We start from the raw sequence: 21,957 nt of genomic DNA, 5'->3' as shown, positions 1-21,957 counted from the left end.
ATAAAACTGATTAATTAAAACAGAAATAATAGCTTAATTTTTTCTCCATTTTAAAACTTTATAACCATAATTATGAATACAATGATTCAAGATTCTATTTCTAATACGGATGATATTTTACTGAGAATAAAATCTGAGCTGAGAAATGCAAAATCCGAAATTCTGATTGCTATGGCTTGGTTCACCAATCAGGATTTGTATGAAATTATTAAAGAAAAACTTCTGCAAAATGTAAAAGTCTTACTGGTTCTTTCTGATCAGCCCGATAATGAAAAACTCGATTTTGATATTTTGGTAAGTCAGGGATTACATTTTACGAAAATTAGGAATATTGGTTACGGAATGATGAATCTGAAATTTTGTGTGATAGACCGTACTATCGCAATTTCAGGTTCCTACAATTGGTCAAATAATGCCAAAAATAATCATGAACAGGTACTGGTAACGAATTTTCCTAAGACAGTAAATGAACTTACAGAAAGTTTTTTCAAGATCAAAGACCGAGTGGAAAAACTCAACAACGGACTAAGTCTTGAAGAAATTGAGAGAGAAGAAAACGCATCATTTCTTCCGGTAATGAATCCTTTAAAATCTGAAACCCCAAATAAACCCTTGAATTTCCAGGAGCAATCTCTGAAAGATTTTAAAGATGTTCTGGATAGCATTATAGCGACAGAAGTCGGCTCATTCGATAAAAATCTTCTGAAAGAAAACGCTTATCAAAGAGCTTTTGAAAATCAGGGCGATCATCAGGTTCTTCCACAAGCGATGGATAGTCTTTACTCGAATTTCATTAACGAAATAGAAGTGATTGCAGAGAAGAAAACCAGACTTAAAAACAGAATTGAAGAGCAATTGAAAGTCAGCATCAGTAATGTAGAAATGAAAACTCAGAATGAGATTGACACACTAAATTATAATCTGGATGCTGAAATACAAAACACAGAAAATAATATTCGGGAAACCGAGAGAAGTATTGAGGATAAAAAACAGCTTATAGAATCCAATAATTCCATCAAAATCCCTTTCATTCAGGATAAAATTGATGTTCTGATGAAAAAAATAAACGAATTGAAAGTTGATTTTGTAAAACCACCTGTTAACTGGCCTTTAACGGTTACTTTAGGATTTATAGGCATCATGCTTTTATCTTATATATTCGTATTTTATTCTTCTGTTGCATATATATTTATTTTTTCGAAAAATGAAACATTGTCTGCTTTAAACAGAGGTACGGTTCCGGAAACACCGGAAGTTTTTAATTCTGATGCCATCACACAAATTTGGAACAAAGGAGCCGGCGGAATATTATTTCTGTTCCTTTTCGTCAGTATTCCATTAGGATTAGGAATGATGAAACTCATCATGCCCAATAAAGAAGAATCAATTGATAAAGAAGGCAGCGTAAGTAATACATTGAAGAGACTGTTTAACAATTACGGAGGCATATTTTTAATTTTTCTGGTTGATTGCTTTATCGCTTATCGGGTGGCAAAAAATATCAACTTTATAGAATATTTAACCAACCGTACCGATAAGCAGTTAGAATTTAAAGATATTTTACAGACTGAAAACTTTTGGCTGGTCTTTATTTTAGGGACTTTAGGAGTATATTTATTCGGAATTGTAACAGAAAAATTCTATCAGTCCTATCATAAAAGAACTAAAACGCACCATCAGGAAAAAACTGAATTCGTCGTTAAAAAACTGGAAGAAGAAATGCTGGAGCACCGATTAGAAATTAATAGCCTGAAAGAGGAAAACAACAGAGTAAGCAGTGAAATTTCCGCATCGGAAAGAAATAAAATAAACTTTACAAAGCAGCTTCAGGATTTACCAATGCAGACGAACACCAAGATCAATAATCTGAAGCAAATGTTACTGACTTTTAAAGAAAAAGTAGAAAATCTTGCTCATATTTATCAAAGTCAGGTTGATAACGACAGACTTCCGATATCCAAACTAGAAATGAAAAACCGAGTGAACATCTTTATGGAAGGTTGGAGCAAATATTTATTTGAAATTTATGCTGTTCCGAAAGCTGAAGCAAAAACAACTGAAGCCATTAGAGAATGCGAAAAATGGCTAAATATGATTGCTTTTAATGAAAGTTTCGCTACCGACTTCGCCCAAAATTAAACTTAAATATTTTATGAAAACAAAATTTACCTTATGCATTTTAGCACTCACATTTCTTCTGTTTAATTCTTGTGAAAAAAATAAAGTTGATATAAAGTCTTTTACAAAAATCCATGATTATAATGTACTAATTGTGCCTGATTTATCTAACAGAATCAACAAAGATATCCATCCCAAACCGGTAAACGACACGCTGTTAATCAATAATATAATATGCAACATTGAGCCTTTATTACAGACAAATAACAGACAAATGAATCAGCTTGATGTCTATAAACTGGATTTTATCAATCGGGGAATTCTGAACAAGAATGTAGTAGATCCAAAAGATCTGGAAATTAATTTCAAAAAATTTGAGAATAACTTATCGGCATCCTCTGAATACAAAAGAAAAGGTCTGAAATCTGATGTGTTGAAATTTAAATCCGGAGTTTCAAAGATTTACAATTATTCTTTACAAAATTCTTCCGGTTCCGATGTCTGGAATTACTTCAATGAGACAATCAAAAGTTCCATCATAAATAATCCCGATAAAATTGATAGCACAGCACAAACGATTAAAAATACAAAGAATATTGTTGTCCTTTTTACAGACGGCTATATAGAAAGTACCAATAACGATTTGGGATATACATTGAACCAACAATTAATCAAAAAAATAAGAACCGAGTTTTTGAATAGTAAATCCACTGACCTCGAAAAATTTATCAGTTCAAAACCAGAATATTTAATAAAAAAAACGTCTAATAATCTTCACGATATTAATATTTTAATTTTAGAAATGGTAGACAGATCGCTTGATAAAAATGGTTCAACAACCATTCAGCCAACAGATTTTGAGATCATGAAAATCATCTGGACAAAATGGCTGAAAGATTCCGGAGCATCGCATGTTGAAATTTATCCTGCTTTTTCTAAAGAAACAGACTCTTTTGAAGCGTTAGAAAAATTCATGAAAGAAATTAAATAACTTAAACCTCCACAATCAGCTCCCTCTCAAATCCATTATACTTTTCCGAAATGTAACCATGCGGATTGCAGATAATCTCTGTTTCGCCAATTTTGTATCTTGTCGGCGTATGAATATGACCGTGAATCCAATACAGCGGTTGATATTCCAGAATAAAATCCTCCAGATTGGAAACGTATGCGGAAGTTAACGGATCATTTTTAAAATGTTCCGGGCTCGACTGTAAACTTGGGGCATGATGCGTCACTACAATATTTTTCATGCCCTTTGAATTTTCAAGACTTTTTTTTAACCACAATCTCGAAAACTGATGAATTTTATAAATATCTATCGACCTCATCTTGGAATAAGAAGGATCTCTTCTAATTTGCTTATAATCATTCATTCCTTGCTGACAGACGAATCCGTAATATCTCGGATCCCCGAAAATAGAAAAATCCGTCCACAACGTTGTACCATGAAAACGAATCCCATCAATATCTGCAAAACCATCTTCCAGCACAAAAACATTGGAATTTTCTGCGGCAGCTTTTATTTTATTTAACGTTTTAGGATAAGAACCTTTGTAATATTCATGATTTCCCAACACATAAATCACGGGTTTGTCGGGAATTTTTGTTTTGATCCATTCAATTCCTTTCGTTCCCAAATTAACATCTCCCGCCAAAACAACGACATCGGCATGATCAAAAGATAATTCCGACATTCCGAATTCCTGATGCAGATTGCTGATGATTTGTATTTTCATGGTGCTAAAAAGATGACATGTATTAAAATTTACAAAAACTTTATTAACTAACTTTGATATACTTATAAAGTTAAATGCTTTACTTTTCAAGTTTCTTTACTCCAGTTAACCAAGTTTTAAGCTCTTCCAAGATCTTACTATCTCTTATTTCTTGTTCCTCAATCATTTCCTTTCCTAACTTCTTCACAAAAATATTTTTCACCAACCATCCTTTTTCTTTGTTAAAATTTCCTTCAAGATATTTCCGCCCCGCCCCACGAGTTCTGCAAGCATTGATTACAATATCAATATTTTCATATTCTTTTAATAAATTATTAATTTTTTTTACTTGATTTATATCGTCTCCCGCGCTGACGAAAGCTATATACAAATTATCAACTTCGAAGACAGTACATATATCACCTTTCTTAAGATCAAATTCTTTATTGAGGTAATTATTAGAAATCCATTCAGCTATTAGCTTAACTTTTGTTGTTTTTCCTGTTTTACTTACTCCTCTTAAAGTGAACATTTTTTTCATTTATTATCTTTTATAAGCTAATATAAAAATAAACTTATTGTTAATTTAATTATGAACAAAAGAATCGACAAAATTTGCCGATTCTTTCAATATATAATTTAGTTTAAAGTAGGTCAGTTTACGAAACAGCGATTTCAGATTCTGAGATTTTTATATTTTTAAAGATAAAATAGCACAGCATTGTCAGTGCAAAAACGGCATAGCCGATCAGAATAATCAGACTTAAATTTCCAACAGCAAGTTCAGAAGGAAAAACCTGACTCATCAACGTCATAAAAGACAACCCGATTCCTGCGCCTAAAAAATAGCTTGTCGAACTGAGACTCGAAGCCACTCCGTAAGAGGAAGGATTTACATCCTGAATTCCCAAGACAGACAAAGCGGTAAAACAAAACGTCATTCCTATTCCTGAAATGCATGCTGCACCTAATAAAACCATTGACAAAGGATGCCCGAAATAAATGGAAACCAACAACGCCAAAGCTCCGCTTAACATGAAAATCCAGCCCAAAATTCCCATCTGGGAAGAATTTAATCTTTTGGCAACATGAGGAAGGATAAATTTAGCTACCAAAGCCGACATAATGCTGAAAGGAACCAACATCAGTCCCGCCGAAGCCGCACTGTGATTCATATCTTTCTGCAACATCAATGATATTAAAAACAAAAATCCGATGAAAAATGCTCCTAAAGCCACAAAAGCCAGATTAGAAACTACCAGTGATGAATGTCTTAATAATTTTAAATCAATCAAAGGCTGAGCAACAGATTTTAAACGGAAAACGACAGAAGTCAGTAAAATAACCGCCAAAATAAACGAACCTGCAACCAATAAAGTCTGCTCTTCAATATGAACCAGCTCATGCGTTCCGTATGTTAAGCTCAACAATCCTAAAACCAGTAGAATTCCCGACAGAAGATCTGTTTTTTGGGACATCCCTTTCTCGTCTTTAGGAAGATACTGATACGCGAAAATCAACGTGATGAAAAGAATCGGAACATTGATTAAGAAAACCCAATGCCAACTCAGATATGTACTGATGATTCCCCCCAAAGAAAGTCCGCTTCCGGAACCAATCGCAGCAAAAGAACTGAAAATCCCGATCGCACGGTTTCTCTCCTGATCTTCCTTAAAAGTATTCGTTACAATCGACATTGCCGAAGGCATAATAAAAGCCGCTCCCAATCCCTGCAAAGCACGAAAAATAGCTAAAGTTCCGAAACTTTCAGACAAACCTGCTCCCAGAGAAGTCAGCATAAAAAGGAATAATCCCAAAAGAAAAATTTTCTTTCTTCCGAGCTGATCGGAGAGTTTTCCCCCGATAATCAGAAAGCCGCCAAAAAATAATACATATAAAGTCTGAAGCCATTGTACAGTTTCTGCACCAATCCCGAATTGCTGTTGAATAGAAGGAATTGTGAGATTGATAATGGCAATATCCAAAGCCTCTACAAATGTTCCTACCGATGCTAAAATCAAAATCAAATTCTTTCTCTTCATATAGTTCAATTATGCTGCAAAATTAAAATTAATAGAACGTATATAAAAATTAAGACTAAAATTAAGAACATATTTAATTTAATTCAATTTAAAAAAGAACAAATAATCTTATATTTGAAATTAATTCTTCAAAAACAGAACAGATGGCAACAGAAAATTATACACCCGACGAAAAAGACCTTTCCATTCTCAGAATTTTACAGAAAGATGCGAAATTAAGCGTCCGAGATATTGCGGCAAGAATTAATCTGAGTCCAACTCCCACTCACGAAAGAATTAAACGAATGGAAAAACTGGGAATCATTAAAGAATACACCACCGTTGTTGACCGTAAAAAAGTGAATAAAGGAATGATGGTGATCTGCATGATCGCGCTGAATGTCCATAACAAAAAAACCGCAGGAAAATTCATTGAGGAAGTAGGAAAACTGAAAGAAGTGATTGAGTTCTACAACATCAGCGGAGATTTTGATTTTATGCTGAAAATTCTCGCTCCGAATATGGATGAATTTCATGAATTTTTCGTGAACAAGCTTTCTGAAATTGAAGGAATCGGACAGACAAAAAGTATTTTTGTGATGAACAGTATTAAGGAAAGTTCTCAGATTTTGTAATTGAAATTAAAAAACTACAATCCTTTCTCCATCTCTTTTTTGCTGCAATCCTCACAAATTCCGCTTACCAGAAAGTTATACTGGTTGATGATAAAATTCTCCGGAAGCCGAATTTCAGGAACGACATTCTCTATGCAGGTAACCGATTTGCATTTCTCGCAGTTAAAATGCAGATGATTGTGATGATGTATCTCGGAACAGCCTCTGCATTTCGCAAAATTTACCACACCATCCACATTTACAATTCTGTGGACAATGCCCTCTTCTTCCAGTCTTTCCAACACTCTGTAAATCGTAACGCGATTGCACAAATCGCCCAGTTTCAGTTGAATATCTGCATGTGACAACGCATGATCAGATTCTGTTATCAGCTTCAGAATCTCGGTTTTTGCCTGTGTACTTCTTGTCTGTTTCATATAATTAATGCAACAAAGTTGCGATAATAAATTTTAATTCCTACTTTTGCAACAAAGTTACAATAAGAATAATGAAAACAAAAATCTTAGATCTTATCGGTATTTCTGCGGCGGTTCTCTGCCTGATCCACTGCATTATTTTCCCTTTGCTGATGGTCGTTCCGCTGGGTATTTCCCATAATCCCTATATTGATTTGGCATTTCTGCTCGCCGGAATTATCGTGGTTTCAAAAATAACCAGAAATATCCGCTCAACCGCTCTGAAATTGCTTTTCTGGGCTTCTGTTGCACTCATCGCAATTTCAATCAGTCTGGATTTTATTTTCCATATTCATTCCGAATTGATTTATGCAGGTGCAACCGGACTTATTACTGCACACCTCATCAATTTCAAAAATCATAAACATTAAAAAATCATTCAGATATCATGCAAAAAAGAATTCCTGTAACGGTTTTAAGCGGCTTTTTGGGTGCCGGAAAAACAACACTTCTTAATCACGTTCTTCACAATAAAGAAAACCTGAAGGTTGCAGTGATTGTAAATGACATGAGCGAAGTAAACATTGACGCACAGTTGATAAAAAACGAAAACACAATATCCAGAACCGAAGAAAAACTTGTGGAAATGAGCAACGGATGCATTTGCTGCACTCTTCGTGACGACCTTCTTATTGAAGTAGAACGTCTCGCAAAAGAAAACCGTTTCGATTATCTGTTGATTGAAGGAACCGGAATCGCGGAACCTGTTCCGATTGCCCAGACTTTCTCTTATGTGGACGAAGAAAGCGGTATCGATCTTTCCCGATTCAGCTATATTGATACAATGGTAACGGTTGTAGACTGTCTTCATTTCTTCAAAGATTTCGGTTCCAGCGAATTATTGACTGACAGGAATCTTACTGATATTGAGGGCGATAACAGAACCATTGTAAACCTTCTTACAGATCAGGTAGAATTTGCCAACATCATTGTTCTTAACAAAACAGATCTCGTAACGGAAGAAACAGTGAACTTTCTGAAAGCTGCCATTAAAAAACTAAATCCGGATGCAAAATTTATTAACTCCGAATTCGGAAAAATTAATCCTCAGGAAATTCTCAATACAGGACTTTTTGACTTCGAAACCGCTCAAAATTCTGCAGGATGGCAGAAAGAACTTCAAAATGAACATCATACACCGGAAACTGAAGAATATGGATTGAGCTCTTTTGTTTTCAGAAGCAAAAAACCATTTCATCCGGAACGCTTCTGGAATTATCTTGGTAAAAAGTATCCGGAAGGTGTTATGCGTGCAAAAGGGCTCTTCTGGCTGGCTTCCAGACCGGACGATGCGCTTAATTTTTCTCAGGCAGGAGGCTCTTTCCGAATGGATAAGGCAGGAATATGGTGGTGCAGTATGCCGATGAGTCAGCGGGAAATGTATCAGTCTTTCTCCGAAAACAGAGATTTTATCGAAAATAAATGGGATAAAGACTGGGGAGACCGGATGAACGAAATGGTCTTCATTGGTCAGGATTTAAACAGAGAACAGATGATAAAGGATCTGGAAAGGTGTCTTCTGAAAGACAATGAGAAGTATATGTTTGATCAGAATATATCATTTGAAGATCCTTTTCCTAAAAATATTTAATTATGAAAAACTCATCAAACCAGCCTTTCGATGCCATCATTATTGGCGGAAGTTACTCCGGATTATCTGCAGCAATGGCTTTAGGAAGGTCTTTAAGAAAAGTTCTGATTCTGGACAGCGGAAATCCCTGCAATGCACAGACACCTTTTTCGCATAATTTCATTACACAGGACGGAAAAAAGCCTGCTGAAATTTCCAAAACAGCCCTTGAACAGGCTCTGAAATACGAAACGGTAACCTTCCTTCAGCAAAAAGCAACAGAAGCGAAAAAAACAGATTTTGGGTTTGAAATAAAAACAGAAACGGAAATATTTTCATCCAAAAAAATCATTCTTGCTACAGGAATTCGGGATCTTTTTCCGGATATAAAAGGATTTAAAGAATGTTGGGGTATCTCTGTAATTCATTGCCCTTACTGTCACGGCTACGAATTCAGAAATCAGAAAACGGCAATTTTGGCAAACGGTGAAAAAGGATTTCACCTTGCAGGACTGGTAAGAAATCTTTCGCAGGATCTGATGTTACTGACGAACGGAAAGGCTGAGTTCCCGGAAGAGCAAATATCTGATTTAAAGAAAAAAAATATTTCCATTGTGGAAGAAAAAATAACGGAAATCGTTCATCGGGAAGGGAATCTTTCTGAAATTATTTTTGCGGACGGAACTTCTCTTCCGATGAATGTACTCTATGCACCTCCGGCTTTTGAACAGCACTCGGATATTGCTGCACAACTAAACTGCGAATATACGGAGACAGGACATATTAAAACCGATTCTTTTCAGAAAACAAGTGTTGACGGTGTTTTTGCGTGTGGAGACAATTCTTCGCCCATGCGCTCGATAGCTCACTCCGTTTATACAGGAAGTGTTTCGGGAAGTATGCTGAATCTTCAGCTTGTACAGGAAAATTTTTAAAAACGAAAAGAAACATCTACTATAAATTTGTCTGAACTTCATTTAAAAAAAAATTTAACGATTCCTTTTTATCAAACAGGTTAACGTTAAATTCATATAAATCAGAAAGATAAGCTTTAAATTAACCTCAAAATACCAGCAATGAACAGACGGAAATTCCTGAGCGGTTCTGCTCTTTTAACAGGGGCATTCTCATTGAATCCATTCGATATATTCGGAAAAAATTCTGAAGAAAAACTCAGCTTCAAAGGAAAAAAAGCAAAGAATATTATCTTCATGATCAGCGACGGAATGAGCAACGGAACACTTTCCATGGCAAATCTCTATTCCAAAAATATTTTGGGACGGGAAAGCAACTGGATGCATCTTTATCTGGAAAACAGAGTTTCGAGAGCTTTGATGGATACTGCTTCTGCAAGTTCTATCGTTACCGATTCTGCTGCAGCAAGTTCTTCTTTCGGGGGCGGATTCCGTGTAAACAACGGTTCTCTGAATGTAGGCGTGAACGGAGAACAATATCTTCCGATCTGGCAAAAATTTAAAAAGAAAGGTAAAAAAGCGGGATGCGTAACCACTGTTACCATTACCCATGCCACTCCCGCCGGATTTTGCATCAATTCTGCCAAAAGAAGCGCGGAGCCTGAAATCGCCGAGATGTATGCAGAACTGGGTTTTGATGTAATGATGGGAGGTGGTGATGAGTTTTTCAATGCTGAAAAAAGAAAAGATAAAAAAGATGTCTATTCTTCCTATAAAAATAAGGGCTACCAAATCCTGAAAAACCGATCGGATCTTCAAAATACGGATAAGAACAAACCTATTCTGGGTGTTTTTACCACTGGTGCTCTTCCCTATTCCATCGACCGAAAAAATATGCCTGAGCTGCAAAAAACTACTCCGACTCTTGCTGAAATGGCTAAAACGGCCATCGATCATCTGAAAGATCATAAGGAGGGTTTTGTTTTACAGATAGAAGGCGGAAAGGTAGACTGGTCGGCTCACGCCAATGATGTGGCTGCGCTTATTCATGATCAGATTGCGTTTGATGATGCCATAAAAATAGTCATGGATTTTGCAGAAAAAGACGGAAACACTCTGGTTATCATAACGACAGACCACGGAAATGCCAATCCGGGAACCATTTACGGAGCAGATGCCACAAAAAATTTCGACAGCATTGCCAATTATCAGTTTACAAATGAATATCTGCTGAATACTATTCGTCCCGATTTTAATCTGCAGCAGGTGAAAGACTGGATATTTACGAACCACCGTTTTTCAGTGTCCGATGAAGAAGCGAATCATCTGCTTAATTTTTACAAAGGTTTGGAAAAAGACGAGGAAGGATTGTACAATTATAAAAAACTGCCATATAAAGCATATTCCGAGATTCAGAAAAAACACAACAGCGTGGGATGGATCAGCATGGATCACAGTGGGGATTATGTGGAACTGGCAATGTACGGGCCCGGAAGCGAATTGCTGAAACCTTTTGTAAAGAATACAGATCTGCATTATCTGATGCTGAAAGCTGCCGAAGTAGAGAATAAATTTTAGGCGGTTGAAATATCAATAATCTAAATATTTTACTGTGCATCATTATTTAGATTTGAATGTTATATTCGATGGCTATCTTTATTTTACATAAATCACAGAATATTATTTAGAACCTTTAATAATTTTAATTATAATAGAAGCTGCCCGATCGGGCAGCTTTTTGTATTTTCATCTCAAAAAAATATTAATTATACCACAAAAGTGTTATTGTAAAAATTACAATTCTCTCGTAATTTTATACCTAAACTTTTTAAAAATATACACCATGAAAACAAAATTTTATGTATCAGCATTGTTGCTGATATTATTTGGCATTATAGTATCCGGACAGGAAACAAAGGAAAAATGGGTAGAAGAAAGAACTAATGAGGTTATAAAAGAAAATAATAAAATTGTTTCTGATGAAACCTTCAGAGAACTTGCCTTCAAAGATTTTGCAAATATACAGACTGGTGATAAAAATAAAAACGCACCAGGAAGATATGCTGCATTAGATGTTAATTCAAAAGATAAAAGTTTTGCTTTTTCTCCATTCATGCAGAGATTGGGTAACATATTTTTTTCAGCAGATATTACGGGCACATTGTCTAATGAAGGAGAATATTTCGACTGGAAAAACAGAAATACCATAGTAGTCGGATTAAATGCTACATGGCTTCTATCTCCTATTAAAAATTTCAAAACAAAACCTTCAAAGGATGATTATAAAGCTATGTATGGAGGTATTTATGACAAAGTGGAAGGTGAAATTACTAATAAAGATTCAGCAAAAACTAAACTTAAACTTGACGATATTACCCTCAATACTAAAGTATATTATAATGAGAAAGACTCATTAGCAAAATATGTACAGAAATACGAAACATTATTGGCAGAAAAATTATGGACCGGTAAAACACTGTTCTGGGTGAAATTTAATGTAAATCCTATCGCACAAGACAATTTTTATTATACGATTAAAGGGGATACTGCCAGTTTAAAAAATCCTTATAAAGAGACAATTAATCTATTCTCCGTACAGACCTCTTTCAATGCGTACCGGGAAACAAAAAATGTTTTACTATATGGAAATTTATACCTGAAGGGAACAAGAAAACATAATCTTTCAGAAATCAATCAGACTTCACAATGGAATAAGATAAGATCCCTTACAAACGAAACCTATATCTCGGAAAGCGCAAAAAATGTTTATGAGCTTGACAATAATGAATTTTACAATCTATTTTTATTCGATTACGGTTTACAGGGAATTATTATCTACAAAAAATTTAATATCGGATTGGAACTAAAATATGACTATGTAAAATTCATCAAACCCAATACAACCAATGATGTAAGTAATATTGATAATTTCTCAGCCGGTATTGTACTGCCATTTAAAGATAAAACAGGAGCTCCTTCTATAAATATCATCCCTTTTTATCAATACAGACAGTATATAGGATATGAAAAAACTTCAGAAAATATTGTAGGTGTTAAGTTCAGTTTGCCATTTGGCAATTAATTTTAAGTGTTTAAAACTGTCTTACAAACTACTAAACTTCTATAATATAAAGAATATTACTGTTTGTGAGACAGTTATTTTATTAAAATTTTCCTAAACAATATCGGTTGGCATTTATTTATTAAATCTATTCCTAAAATTTATATTCTAAAATAATCCAATTGCAATTCCCTCATTGCGAATGCTTAATAAATTAATTAAGTTTACAGCGATGAAAAAAAACTATTACCAGAGATTGGCAGTCATGGGAATATTGCTGATCATTTTATTCGCTTTTCAAAAATATACAAGTAGGGACAAAGAGGAAGAGTTTCCTGATGTTCAGTTTATCACACAACCATCCGCTGTGCTCCATCTCACAGAGTTTGACCCTAATGAACTGGATGAAAAGCAATGGCAAAATCTAGGCTTTACAGAGAAACAAACAGCGACGATTCTCAACTATAAGAAAGTAGTCGGAGGAAGGTTTGCATCAAAGGAACAGCTTAAAAAATGCTTTGCTATTTCTGAGGAAAAATTTTCTGAGCTGAACCACTATATTTTACTTCCGGAAACCAGTAGAGAAGCAAAATCAGTTGCATTCAAAAGTTTTGAAAAAAAATCGATAACGGTGAGAGGGAAATTTAACCCCGATCTTTATTCGGCAGACGACTGGACTAAAATGGGCTTTAGTGAAAAGCAGGCAGAAGCTATTTTAAAATACAAAAGTTATCTGGGTGGAAGTTTTGTGAGCAAAGAGAAATTCAGGGAGTGCTTTATCATCAGTGAAGAGAATTTTCAGAAAATCGATCCTTATCTTATTCTGCCGGAGAAAACACCGGAAAATTACAGAACCGATAAAAATTTCAATGCCGATAAAAATAAAATTCAATATCATTCTTTCGATCCGAATGCATTGGATATTGAAGGCTGGAAATCTTTTGGCTTCTCCGATAAACAGGCACAAATTATCATCAATTACCGTGACCGGAATTTAAAAGGAAGTTTTAAAAGTCTGGAAGACATTCAGAAATGTTTCGTTATTTCTTCTGAGAAGTTTGAGGAAATGAAGCCGTTCATTAAATTCAATGCAGAAACAATTGCGGTGAGTAAAAATGACAAATCTGAAACTAAGCAGCAGGAAAAAACGGATTTTACCAAGGTAGATTTAAACGCAATAACCTACAAACAGCTTATGGAGTTTGGATTTGACGGAAAAGCAGCCGGTTCGATGATCGGTTTCCGAAATAAACTTGGCGGATTTGTAAATAAAGAACAGATTCTCTCTACGTACAATATTGATCCGGAACTGACGAAAAAATTACTTTCAACCGCACCGCTTACAACTTCGAATGTTCAGAAATATACGTTGCAGGATGCTCCGGAAGAATGGCTGAAAAATCATCCTTATTTTAAATATTCTGCAGAGAAAATTATTTTTTACCGAATCTCCGAAAAAGATGAAAAGAAAATCTGGAAAATGCTGAAACTGAAACCGGAGTATGAAATGAGAATGAAATGGTATTTGAAGTAGAATGCAATTTTTACATTTTTATTGAATCGCAAAAGAAGCTGAACATAAAATTATTACATTTAAAATCAACAACATAAATCAACTTAAATTTATTAATTAAATCTGCCTAATCCGCTCAATCTGCGCGAGATAAAATAAAACTTTTTGAGATTCTTCCTCTGTCAGAATGACAATGCAGCGTTAATTTTTTTTGTCAAAATATTTTTTTAACAATTCTTCATTGTTTTAAGTATTATAGGAAGTATTCGCAATGTCACCCTGAGCTTGTCGAAGGGTTCTAAACGTTTTACTCTTCGCTGTTCTTTCAAGTTATTTGCTTAGATCCTTTCAGGATGACAAAAAGCTGTAAATACTTTTGAGAAAGTAAAAACAATTTTAAATTGGAAAAAAATCTGCGCAATCTGTAAAATCTGCGGGAGATAAAAAAACTTTTTGAGATTATTCTCTCGTCAGAATAACAAAAATACTGTATATGAATATGATAAAAGTCTAAGGTATACAAAAAAGAGATGTCCAATCCGGCATCTCTATTATGTTTAGTCATATGTTTTACTGGAACCTTCAACCAGTTTTTGTAAGGCAGAAAGTTCTTCCTCTGTAAGATCTCTCCATTTCCCGATGGGAAGATCCAGTTTGATATTTAAAACCCTGATTCGTTTCAGTTTCTTTACTTCGTAGCCTAAATATTCGCACATTCTTCGGATCTGTCGGTTCAGACCTTGTGTAAGGACGATACGGAAATTCATTTCATCAATTTTTTCGACCTCGCATTTTTTAGTGACGGTATCCAAAATCGGAACTCCGTTTCGCATTTTATCCAGAAATTTGGGCGTAATCGGTTTATCAACTCTTACAATATATTCTTTTCCGTGGTTGTTTCGGGATCTCAGAATTTTATTTACTATATCGCCATCGCTGGTTAAAAGAATCAAACCTTCACTCGGCTTATCAAGTCTTCCGATCGGGAAAATTCTTTTGGGATGATTAATATAATCAATGATGTTATTTTTTTCACGTTTTGTATCAGTCGTACAAACGATTCCTACAGGTTTATTAAAGGCAATATAAACATGGTTTTCTTCCGGTTCACGAATTGGTTTTCCGTCTACTTCAATCACATCTTCATCGGAAACTTTTGTTCCCATTTCCGGAACTTTGCCGTTAATGGTGATTCTTCCTTCCTCCAAAAGTTTGTCTGCCGCTCTTCTCGAACAGTATCCTACTTCAGATAAATATTTATTAATTCTTGTTTTTTCCATACTATTTTTCAGACTGTATTCATCAATAAAGAAATTTCTTTTTATGATTCGTTAAATCTAAAATCATTTTCCAAAAAGTCGGATGTTGCATCTTCTATTTTATATTCTCCGATTTTTGTCCGTCTCAATTGTGTTAAATAAGCTCCCACACCCAATTCCTGTCCGATATCGTGAGCTAAGCTGCGAATATAGGTTCCTTTTGAGCAGCCTACTGTAAAACTTACAAGCGGAAGATCAATTTTCACATTATCAATATAAAAAATTGTGGTTTTACGGGATTTCATTTCTACTTCTGCTCCTGCTCTTGCAAGATCGTATGCTCTTTTTCCTTCAATTTTTATTGCCGAAAAAACAGGCGGAGTCTGATCGATTTCTCCAACAAATTTTTCTAAAGCGGTTTTAATCTGCTCTTCTGTAATCTGCGAAATATCCTGATGCAGAATTTCGGGCTTTTCGGTATCGTACGATTCTGTCTGTGCGCCGATTTTTATTTCGGTCCAGTATTCTTTTGGGGCATCCTGAATTTCAGGAATTTTCTTGGTGAATTTACCACAGCAGACAATCAATAATCCCGTTGCACGCGGATCTAAAGTTCCTGCGTGACCAATTTTGAATTTTTTGGGTAAATCAAACTCTCTTTTGAGTTTATATTTCATTTTATTGACCGCCTGAAAAGAAGTCCAGTCCAAGGGTTTGTCTAATAAAAATATATGTCCAGATTGTAGATCTTCAGCGGTCATTTGTTTTTTCCTATTTCATTAATTTCGTCAATTCCTTTATTATCTATTTTATTTTTATTTACCCACAACATGTATATGATAAGTAAACAACAAAAAAATAAATTTTCAGGCTCATAAATAAAGTGTGTTGGGTACACAGAAAATGAATAATATAATATAAAGGGTAAAAGCAACAATATAAAAGTATTTATTAAAACAATTACATTTCGCTTCTTATTAAATAATTTAATGCAAACAATTAGAGATAATATGGATAAAATTAACAAATAAATCAAGTTTAAAGTTTTAATTTCATTCATCATTCCTAAAATTAGAAATAATGTTGTTATTAAAAAAAACAATAGAAACTATATGCAATAATTTACTCCTAAAAACTCTTTCGTCCATTCTTATTTAAAGAAATAAAAATAAATCAGCAAAGCAATTCCAACGAAAATACGATACCAACCCCAAGGTTTGAAACCATATTTATTCAAAACTCCGATGAATGCTTTGATGGCGATTAATGCAACGATAAATGCAACAACATTTCCTACGATGAAAATCATGATGTGATCCTGAGATTCCATAATCATTTCATAACCTTTCTGCGGATTAGGTGTTTCTTTACCCCATGTTTTTACAAAAACTGAATATACCGTTACCGCCAACATGGTAGGAACCGCCAAAAAGAATGAAAATTCTGCCGCTGCTTTTCTGGTCAATCCCTGTGTCATACCTCCGATGATGGAAGCTGCACTCCTACTCGTTCCCGGCATCATTGCAAGACACTGCCAAAAACCAATGGTTACTGCTTTTTTTATGGTAATGCCTTTTTCATCATCAATTTTTGGATTTTTAAACCATGTATCGGCAAACAGTAAAACAACACCTCCAAGAACCAGAACTGAAGAAATAGCGATCTGATTTCCTAAAACCGCTTCAATTTTATCATCAAATAAATACCCTAAAACCAAAGCCGGAACCACTGCAAAAGCCAGTTTAAAGTAAAACTGTAAATTTTTCAGATCAAAAAACTTTTTCCAGTATGCCACAACCACAGAAAGGATTGCCCCAAACTGTATGGAAACCTGAAACATTTTTAAAAATTCGGTTTCTTCAAGTCCCAGCAAATTTGCCGTGAAACCCATATGTGCAGTTGACGAAATGGGCAGATACTCTGTTAAGCCTTCAATGATCGCAATAATAATTGCTTTGATTAAATCCATAATTTATCCAAAATTAAAAGATTAAGAAACCAAGAGATTTAGACTGATCTAAATTTCCGAATTTCTTAATCTTCAAATAAAATTTATTTCTACTTTCTTTTTAAAATCGCGTAAACTTCGATTCCGAAACCAATCACCACAAATAATGGCGCAATCCTGATTCTTCGGATAGAAAAAATATCTTCATTCCATGAGTTCGGATCGTATTTTCCGTCTACTGTATTGGCATCGGCTCCCATCATCAGAAGAAACCCTACCACGATGAATGCCAAGCCGATCAACATCCATTTAAAGTTTTCTTTTCCGAAGTAAAAAGTGTTCTCCTTTGGAACTTCGGTTGTTTCTTTCCCGAAGTTATCTGCGGAAAATTTATTTGTTTTTTTGCTCATTTTTAAGAGTAATATAAGTCGTCAACGTTTGATCTTAAGAATCTCCAGGTAGCTACAATCGTACTTAAAACCGTAATAAAAATTCCTACTCCGAATACCAGCAGAACCAGCCAGAAGTATTGGTTGTTGTCCTGTACAAAGGCAGATCCGATCTGGCTTGTAAAGTAATACCATGCTCCGAAAAGAACCAGAAGTCCGATTGCAGAACCAATTGCCCCTAAAACTACCGCTTCGATGATGAAAGGTTTCAGGATGAATCTTCTCTTCGCTCCTACAAGCTGCATGGTTTTAATAATAAATCTCTTGGAGAATATTTTCAGACGGATGGAGTTGTTAATTAATACAACCGCCAGAATTAAAAACAGGATGGAAAATCCTAAGATCCATTTCAGAATTCTGCTCAGGTTGTTGTACACATCTACCATTAAAGTACTGTCGTTCTTTACGTCGATAATTCCCGGAACGGCTTTAATGGCTTTAATGGCTTCATCGATCTTTGCCGGATCTACATATTCCGGTTTTAGGGCAATTTCTACAGATGAAGGGAAAATATTTTCTTCGAAAAGCGCATCCGTATCAATCCCCATTGCTTTTTTAGCTTCTTTGGAAGCCATTTCTCTGGTAATATACGTTGCTTTCTTTACCGGAGCCAGTGTCTGAATTTCTTTGAAAACCTCAGCTTCCATTTTCGCAATTTTTACAGAATCCTTTGCATCATAGTTTTCATCAAAGTAAGCATTTACCACAAGTTGCTCCTTGATATAGTCGGAATATTTCTGGGCATTGATTAAAATAAGTCCCATTAATCCCAACAAAAATAACACTAAGGCAATACTTATTACTACTGTAATATTGCTAGACCTAAGCCTTTTCTTATTAAATTCATCTACAGATTTAGCCATTAATATTAAAATTTTTGGCTAAAATAGAAAAAATCTTCCGAAATTTGGGAACGAAAAAGAGAAAATCACTGTTAATAAAATCATAAAAAACATTGAGTGTAAAAGCAAAAAAGCATCTTGGTCAGCACTTTCTGACGGATGAAAACATCGCAAGAAAAATCGTAGAAAGTCTGAGTTTTGAGGGCTACAATAAGGTAATGGAAGTGGGTCCCGGAATGGGAGTTCTCACCAAATATCTGCTGGAAAAAGAACAGCAGATTTACCTTGCAGAAATCGATAAAGAATCCATAGAATATTTAAAGGAAAACTATTCTAAAGTAACCGAAGAAACTTTTGTGGGAGATTTTCTGAAGCAGGACTTTCAGTTTACCAACGGAGAGCAGATTGCCATTATCGGAAATTTTCCTTACAACATATCTTCGCAGATTTTGTTTCAGATTATCGATCATTATGAGCTAATCCCGGAAATGGTGGGAATGTTTCAGAAAGAAGTAGCGGAAAGAACAGCCGCCGTTCCAAGAACGAAAGATTACGGAATTCTCTCTGTCCTGATTCAGGCTTATTATGATACTTCATATTTGTTTACCGTTCATGAAAACGTCTTCAATCCGCCGCCAAAAGTAAAATCCGGCGTTATCAGAATCACCAGAAATCCTAAAGAAGGTTTGGCAGGAAATGAAGTATTGTTTAAACAAATCGTAAAGGCAGGTTTTAACCAGAGAAGAAAAAAGCTGTCGAATGCCTTAAAAATTTTAAATATTCCGGAAGCTTTAAAAACCCATGAGTTTATGGATAAAAGAGCTGAAGAACTCAGCGTGGCAGATTTCATCTCATTTACACAGCTCTGGAAAGAAAGTGTTTAGTAATAAAAGTTCAGAAGAGATATAACTTAATTAATCCTAAAAAAGCCCCTCAATTTCTTGAAGGGCTTTCATTTTGCATTATCGATTGATTTTTTATTCTCTGTTTTTCAACATAATCCAGCCAGACTGGCTCATGCTTGTTTTTGATTTCGGATACTGGAAGTTAAATTTATACCAGTACGTTGCAGTTGGCAGCTTTTTGCCTCCTAAAGTTCCGTTCCAGATTGGGTTTTCTTTGGAGAATCTGAATAATTCTGAGCCATATCTGTCATACACAGAACCTGTGAAGTTATTAAAGTTTCCAAGAGCAGTAAGATCCAATGTATCATTAACACCATCCTGATTTGGAGTAATCATATTTGCAATATTCAGTGTGAAGAATTCTAAAGCTCCTACACAATGTGTTCCTACAGTTCTTACCTGAATGTCGTAGTGGGTATTGTTGGAAAGTCCTGTAAATACATTAGACTGCTGCCATGAAATACCACCGTCCACAGAATATTCCGCTGTCTGAGGAATATTATTGATCATAGGAACCTGCGCAGTAATTGTTAACGTATTGTTGCTGTAATCAATATTAGAAACAAACGGAGAAGCTGCTGCCATCACTTTTGCAGTGAAAGTTTCCTGACAAAATCCGTTCTTAATGGTTACAGAATAAATACCCAACTGGTCTACTTCTATTGTTCTGGTCACCGCACCTGTACTCCACAGATAAGTGTAATTCGGTCCTGCTCCTGCGTCTAAAGTTACTCTGTCTCCCTGACACATTTCTACATCCATTAATGTCGAAGTGATTTCCGGAACTACCTCAACGGTGATTTTTGCAGGCTGTAAAGATTTACATCCTTTTGTTCCCAATGCATATACAGAGAACGTTGTTGTATTGTATACTGTTGCACTTTGGGTATTGCCTGTTCCTGAGAAGTTTGCCCATTGATAAGTTACCCCGCCGGTTGCCGTAAGATCTACTACAGTTCCCGGACAGACTTTAATTTTCGATGCCACAACACTTGCAACAGGAGTTGCTTCTTTTGATAATGTTAATTTTACCATTTTACTACAGAAACCTCCATTCGATACCACGACATAAAGAATCTGTCCATCATTACCATTGTAGTGAAGAATATCCTGAATGTAATTATTGTTCTGGGCAATTGCATCTGCCTGATTTACATAAAAATAGAATACTGCACCCGGCGTTGTACTGATTGACGCCATTGAATTGGTAAGATCAAACCAGGTGACATCCGGAGTTGTACAGAGCAGTAATGTTGCATCTACTGCGGCTGGTGTTGTTCCTCCGTTTATTTTGATATTGGCTTTACCCGGACAAGGACTTCCAGGGAATGAAACCTGAATTTCGTAATTCCCCGGCTGTGTTGCTGTAATCGTAGGAGAGGTAGCTCCCGGAATTGCAACTCCGTTGAAGAACCACTGATACGTCATATTCGGATCACTAACCGATGCAGTAATTACTTGAGGAACATTGTCGCATACATTAATTTGCTCCGGTAATGTTGCTCCGGAAGGATCTAATAATTCTACTCCAATATTGAAAGATCCACCATCTAAAAATACTGCAGAATCATAGCTGCTGTCTATAGCATCTGCCAAAACCATTTTAAAGTGGTATGCCTGTCCTGGAACTACTGTAGCGGTTGCCTGTAAAGGAACAGTTCTTCCGTTAAAGTTGGTTTCTATATTAGCAGTATTGTACCCTCCAAAAAAGGCAACGTTTGGAGCACCGCATCCCATATTGGTTCCCGCAAAACTGTTTTGCGGGTGAATATTGGTTACACTCACCGGTCCTGTTCCCGGAGCCGGTAATACAGCCATGTTAACATAAGGTCCGCCGGCTACAGGTTTTAATAATAAAGCAAATGCATCTGAGAAGCTACAAGGGAAAGTTCCTGTATATTCTTCAGAAGCAAAAAGGTAATTAAATTTCACCTGACTGGAAGTAGGCACGAAATCAAACTCCAGAATAACGGCATCATTAAGTGTTGCAGAAGGATTCGTTGCCGCAACAAGATCCGGATCACTACCCGTCGGCAAATCATCTCCTAAAGTAGAGCTAATATAGCTGTTTCCGGCTTTCTGAGCATATCCCGTAGAAAGAACAATACCATCCTTGAAAGGAAAACTGGTTGTTCCTCTGTTGAAATATCCCCAAGATCTGTTTGCATTCGTTGCCGGAAGATTCGGGCTCACCTGCACGTTGGAAACGTTAGGTGTAACACAGGAATTGGTTCCTGATGAAATCAACACATCTTTTACCAGCTGCAAAGGGGTATAAGCTGATGCAGGATATGTAGGAGTATTCACATCAATAAAAGCACCCGCTTTCATTGTAAGAGAGGAAGCCTTTTCTTGCTGAGGCTTTCTGTTTGTATTTTTTTGTGAATAAAAGAGACTCGATGAGGAGACCGCGAATAAAGAAAACAATAGTAGATATCTCTTCATAATATTTTTGTTTTAACAAATTTAATTTTTTTTTGAATATACCACACATTTATTTGGCATTTTTATGCTAAAAAAGCAAAAAAACCTTTCATAAGAAAGGTTTT

The 21,957-nt window shown here is 35.5% G+C and carries 20 protein-coding genes; 10 read left to right on the top strand and 10 right to left on the bottom strand.

Features of this window, described 5'->3' with window-relative positions; genetic code table 11:
- The first annotated feature begins 72 nt into the window (after window positions 1-72).
- Window positions 73-2,139: a phospholipase D-like domain-containing protein gene (locus B0E34_RS06865; protein ID WP_087708103.1), complete on the top strand. Its 2,067-nt coding sequence runs from the start codon at window positions 73-75 to the stop codon at window positions 2,137-2,139.
- Between the two features lie 133 nt (window positions 2,140-2,272).
- Complete coding sequence (locus B0E34_RS06860; RefSeq protein ID WP_123956566.1) at window positions 2,273-3,109, top strand: hypothetical protein; 837 nt, start codon at window positions 2,273-2,275, stop codon at window positions 3,107-3,109.
- A gap of 1 nt (window position 3,110) precedes the next feature.
- On the opposite strand, the gene B0E34_RS06855 is transcribed toward B0E34_RS06860, so the two are convergent.
- The 3 genes from B0E34_RS06855 to B0E34_RS06845 form a co-directional block, all read right to left on the bottom strand.
- A complete protein-coding gene (locus B0E34_RS06855; RefSeq protein WP_087708099.1) occupies window positions 3,111-3,857 on the bottom strand; it encodes a metallophosphoesterase in 747 nt (248 codons plus the stop codon).
- Between the two features lie 79 nt (window positions 3,858-3,936).
- Window positions 3,937-4,377, bottom strand: coding sequence for a hypothetical protein (locus B0E34_RS06850; RefSeq protein WP_087708097.1), 441 nt, complete (start codon window positions 4,375-4,377; stop codon window positions 3,937-3,939).
- Between the two features lie 118 nt (window positions 4,378-4,495).
- The gene (locus B0E34_RS06845; RefSeq protein ID WP_087708096.1) at window positions 4,496-5,878 is read right to left on the bottom strand and encodes an MFS transporter; all 1,383 of its coding nucleotides are present in this window, start codon (window positions 5,876-5,878) and stop codon (window positions 4,496-4,498) included.
- A 143-nt stretch (window positions 5,879-6,021) separates the two neighbouring features.
- On the opposite strand from B0E34_RS06845, the gene B0E34_RS06840 reads away from it, so the two are divergent.
- Window positions 6,022-6,492, top strand: a complete 471-nt coding sequence (locus tag B0E34_RS06840) for an Lrp/AsnC family transcriptional regulator (protein WP_087708094.1) — start codon at window positions 6,022-6,024, stop codon at window positions 6,490-6,492.
- Between the two features lie 14 nt (window positions 6,493-6,506).
- Here B0E34_RS06840 and B0E34_RS06835 read toward each other — a convergent pair whose 3' ends face one another.
- Entirely contained in the window at window positions 6,507-6,908 is a 402-nt protein-coding gene (locus tag B0E34_RS06835; RefSeq protein WP_087708093.1) for a Fur family transcriptional regulator, read from the bottom strand.
- 71 nt (window positions 6,909-6,979) lie between these two features.
- On the opposite strand from B0E34_RS06835, the gene B0E34_RS06830 reads away from it, so the two are divergent.
- The 6 genes from B0E34_RS06830 to B0E34_RS06805 all read left to right on the top strand — a co-directional run bounded on the left by B0E34_RS06830 (window position 6,980) and on the right by B0E34_RS06805 (window position 14,026).
- Window positions 6,980-7,318 carry a MerC domain-containing protein gene (locus B0E34_RS06830; protein WP_087708092.1) on the top strand — a complete coding sequence of 113 codons (339 nt, stop codon included), beginning with the start codon at window positions 6,980-6,982 and terminating at the stop codon, window positions 7,316-7,318.
- A 17-nt stretch (window positions 7,319-7,335) separates the two neighbouring features.
- Window positions 7,336-8,538 carry a GTP-binding protein gene (locus B0E34_RS06825; protein WP_087708090.1) on the top strand — a complete coding sequence of 401 codons (1,203 nt, stop codon included), beginning with the start codon at window positions 7,336-7,338 and terminating at the stop codon, window positions 8,536-8,538.
- A 2-nt stretch (window positions 8,539-8,540) separates the two neighbouring features.
- A complete protein-coding gene (locus B0E34_RS06820) occupies window positions 8,541-9,452 on the top strand; it encodes an NAD(P)/FAD-dependent oxidoreductase (RefSeq protein ID WP_087708088.1) in 912 nt (303 codons plus the stop codon).
- A gap of 141 nt (window positions 9,453-9,593) precedes the next feature.
- The gene (locus B0E34_RS06815) at window positions 9,594-11,009 is read left to right on the top strand and encodes an alkaline phosphatase (RefSeq protein WP_087708086.1); all 1,416 of its coding nucleotides are present in this window, start codon (window positions 9,594-9,596) and stop codon (window positions 11,007-11,009) included.
- A 265-nt stretch (window positions 11,010-11,274) separates the two neighbouring features.
- Window positions 11,275-12,513, top strand: a complete 1,239-nt coding sequence (locus B0E34_RS06810) for a hypothetical protein (protein ID WP_087708084.1) — start codon at window positions 11,275-11,277, stop codon at window positions 12,511-12,513.
- A gap of 211 nt (window positions 12,514-12,724) precedes the next feature.
- Window positions 12,725-14,026 (top strand): helix-hairpin-helix domain-containing protein, encoded by a 1,302-nt coding sequence (locus B0E34_RS06805; protein ID WP_087708145.1) that lies wholly within the window; start codon window positions 12,725-12,727, stop codon window positions 14,024-14,026.
- Window positions 14,027-14,562: 536 nt separating this feature from the next.
- On the opposite strand, the gene rluF is transcribed toward B0E34_RS06805, so the two are convergent.
- From rluF to B0E34_RS06775, 5 genes are all read right to left on the bottom strand, one after another.
- Window positions 14,563-15,285: a 23S rRNA pseudouridine(2604) synthase RluF gene (rluF, locus tag B0E34_RS06800; protein ID WP_087708082.1), complete on the bottom strand. Its 723-nt coding sequence runs from the start codon at window positions 15,283-15,285 to the stop codon at window positions 14,563-14,565.
- Between the two features lie 41 nt (window positions 15,286-15,326).
- Window positions 15,327-16,025, bottom strand: a complete 699-nt coding sequence (gene truB / locus B0E34_RS06795) for a tRNA pseudouridine(55) synthase TruB (protein WP_087708080.1) — start codon at window positions 16,023-16,025, stop codon at window positions 15,327-15,329.
- A 389-nt stretch (window positions 16,026-16,414) separates the two neighbouring features.
- Entirely contained in the window at window positions 16,415-17,233 is an 819-nt protein-coding gene (locus B0E34_RS06785; protein ID WP_087708076.1) for an undecaprenyl-diphosphate phosphatase, read from the bottom strand.
- 89 nt (window positions 17,234-17,322) lie between these two features.
- Window positions 17,323-17,622: a DUF3098 domain-containing protein gene (locus B0E34_RS06780; RefSeq protein ID WP_087708074.1), complete on the bottom strand. Its 300-nt coding sequence runs from the start codon at window positions 17,620-17,622 to the stop codon at window positions 17,323-17,325.
- 2 nt (window positions 17,623-17,624) lie between these two features.
- Window positions 17,625-18,524, bottom strand: a complete 900-nt coding sequence (locus B0E34_RS06775) for a cell division protein FtsX (RefSeq protein ID WP_087708071.1) — start codon at window positions 18,522-18,524, stop codon at window positions 17,625-17,627.
- Window positions 18,525-18,616: 92 nt separating this feature from the next.
- Here B0E34_RS06775 and rsmA point away from each other — a divergent pair, with 92 nt between their 5' ends.
- Window positions 18,617-19,387: a 16S rRNA (adenine(1518)-N(6)/adenine(1519)-N(6))-dimethyltransferase RsmA gene (gene rsmA, locus B0E34_RS06770; protein ID WP_087708070.1), complete on the top strand. Its 771-nt coding sequence runs from the start codon at window positions 18,617-18,619 to the stop codon at window positions 19,385-19,387.
- Window positions 19,388-19,480: 93 nt separating this feature from the next.
- On the opposite strand, the gene B0E34_RS06765 is transcribed toward rsmA, so the two are convergent.
- Window positions 19,481-21,853: a choice-of-anchor L domain-containing protein gene (locus B0E34_RS06765; protein ID WP_087708069.1), complete on the bottom strand. Its 2,373-nt coding sequence runs from the start codon at window positions 21,851-21,853 to the stop codon at window positions 19,481-19,483.
- Window positions 21,854-21,957 lie beyond the last annotated feature (104 nt).

It is taken from the genome of Chryseobacterium mucoviscidosis (assembly GCF_002177115.1).
GTDB classification, from domain to species: Bacteria; Bacteroidota; Bacteroidia; order Flavobacteriales; family Weeksellaceae; genus Chryseobacterium; species Chryseobacterium mucoviscidosis.
The sequence above is the reverse complement of the archived record's forward strand: the minus strand, read 5'-3'. Positions and strand labels throughout refer to the sequence as shown.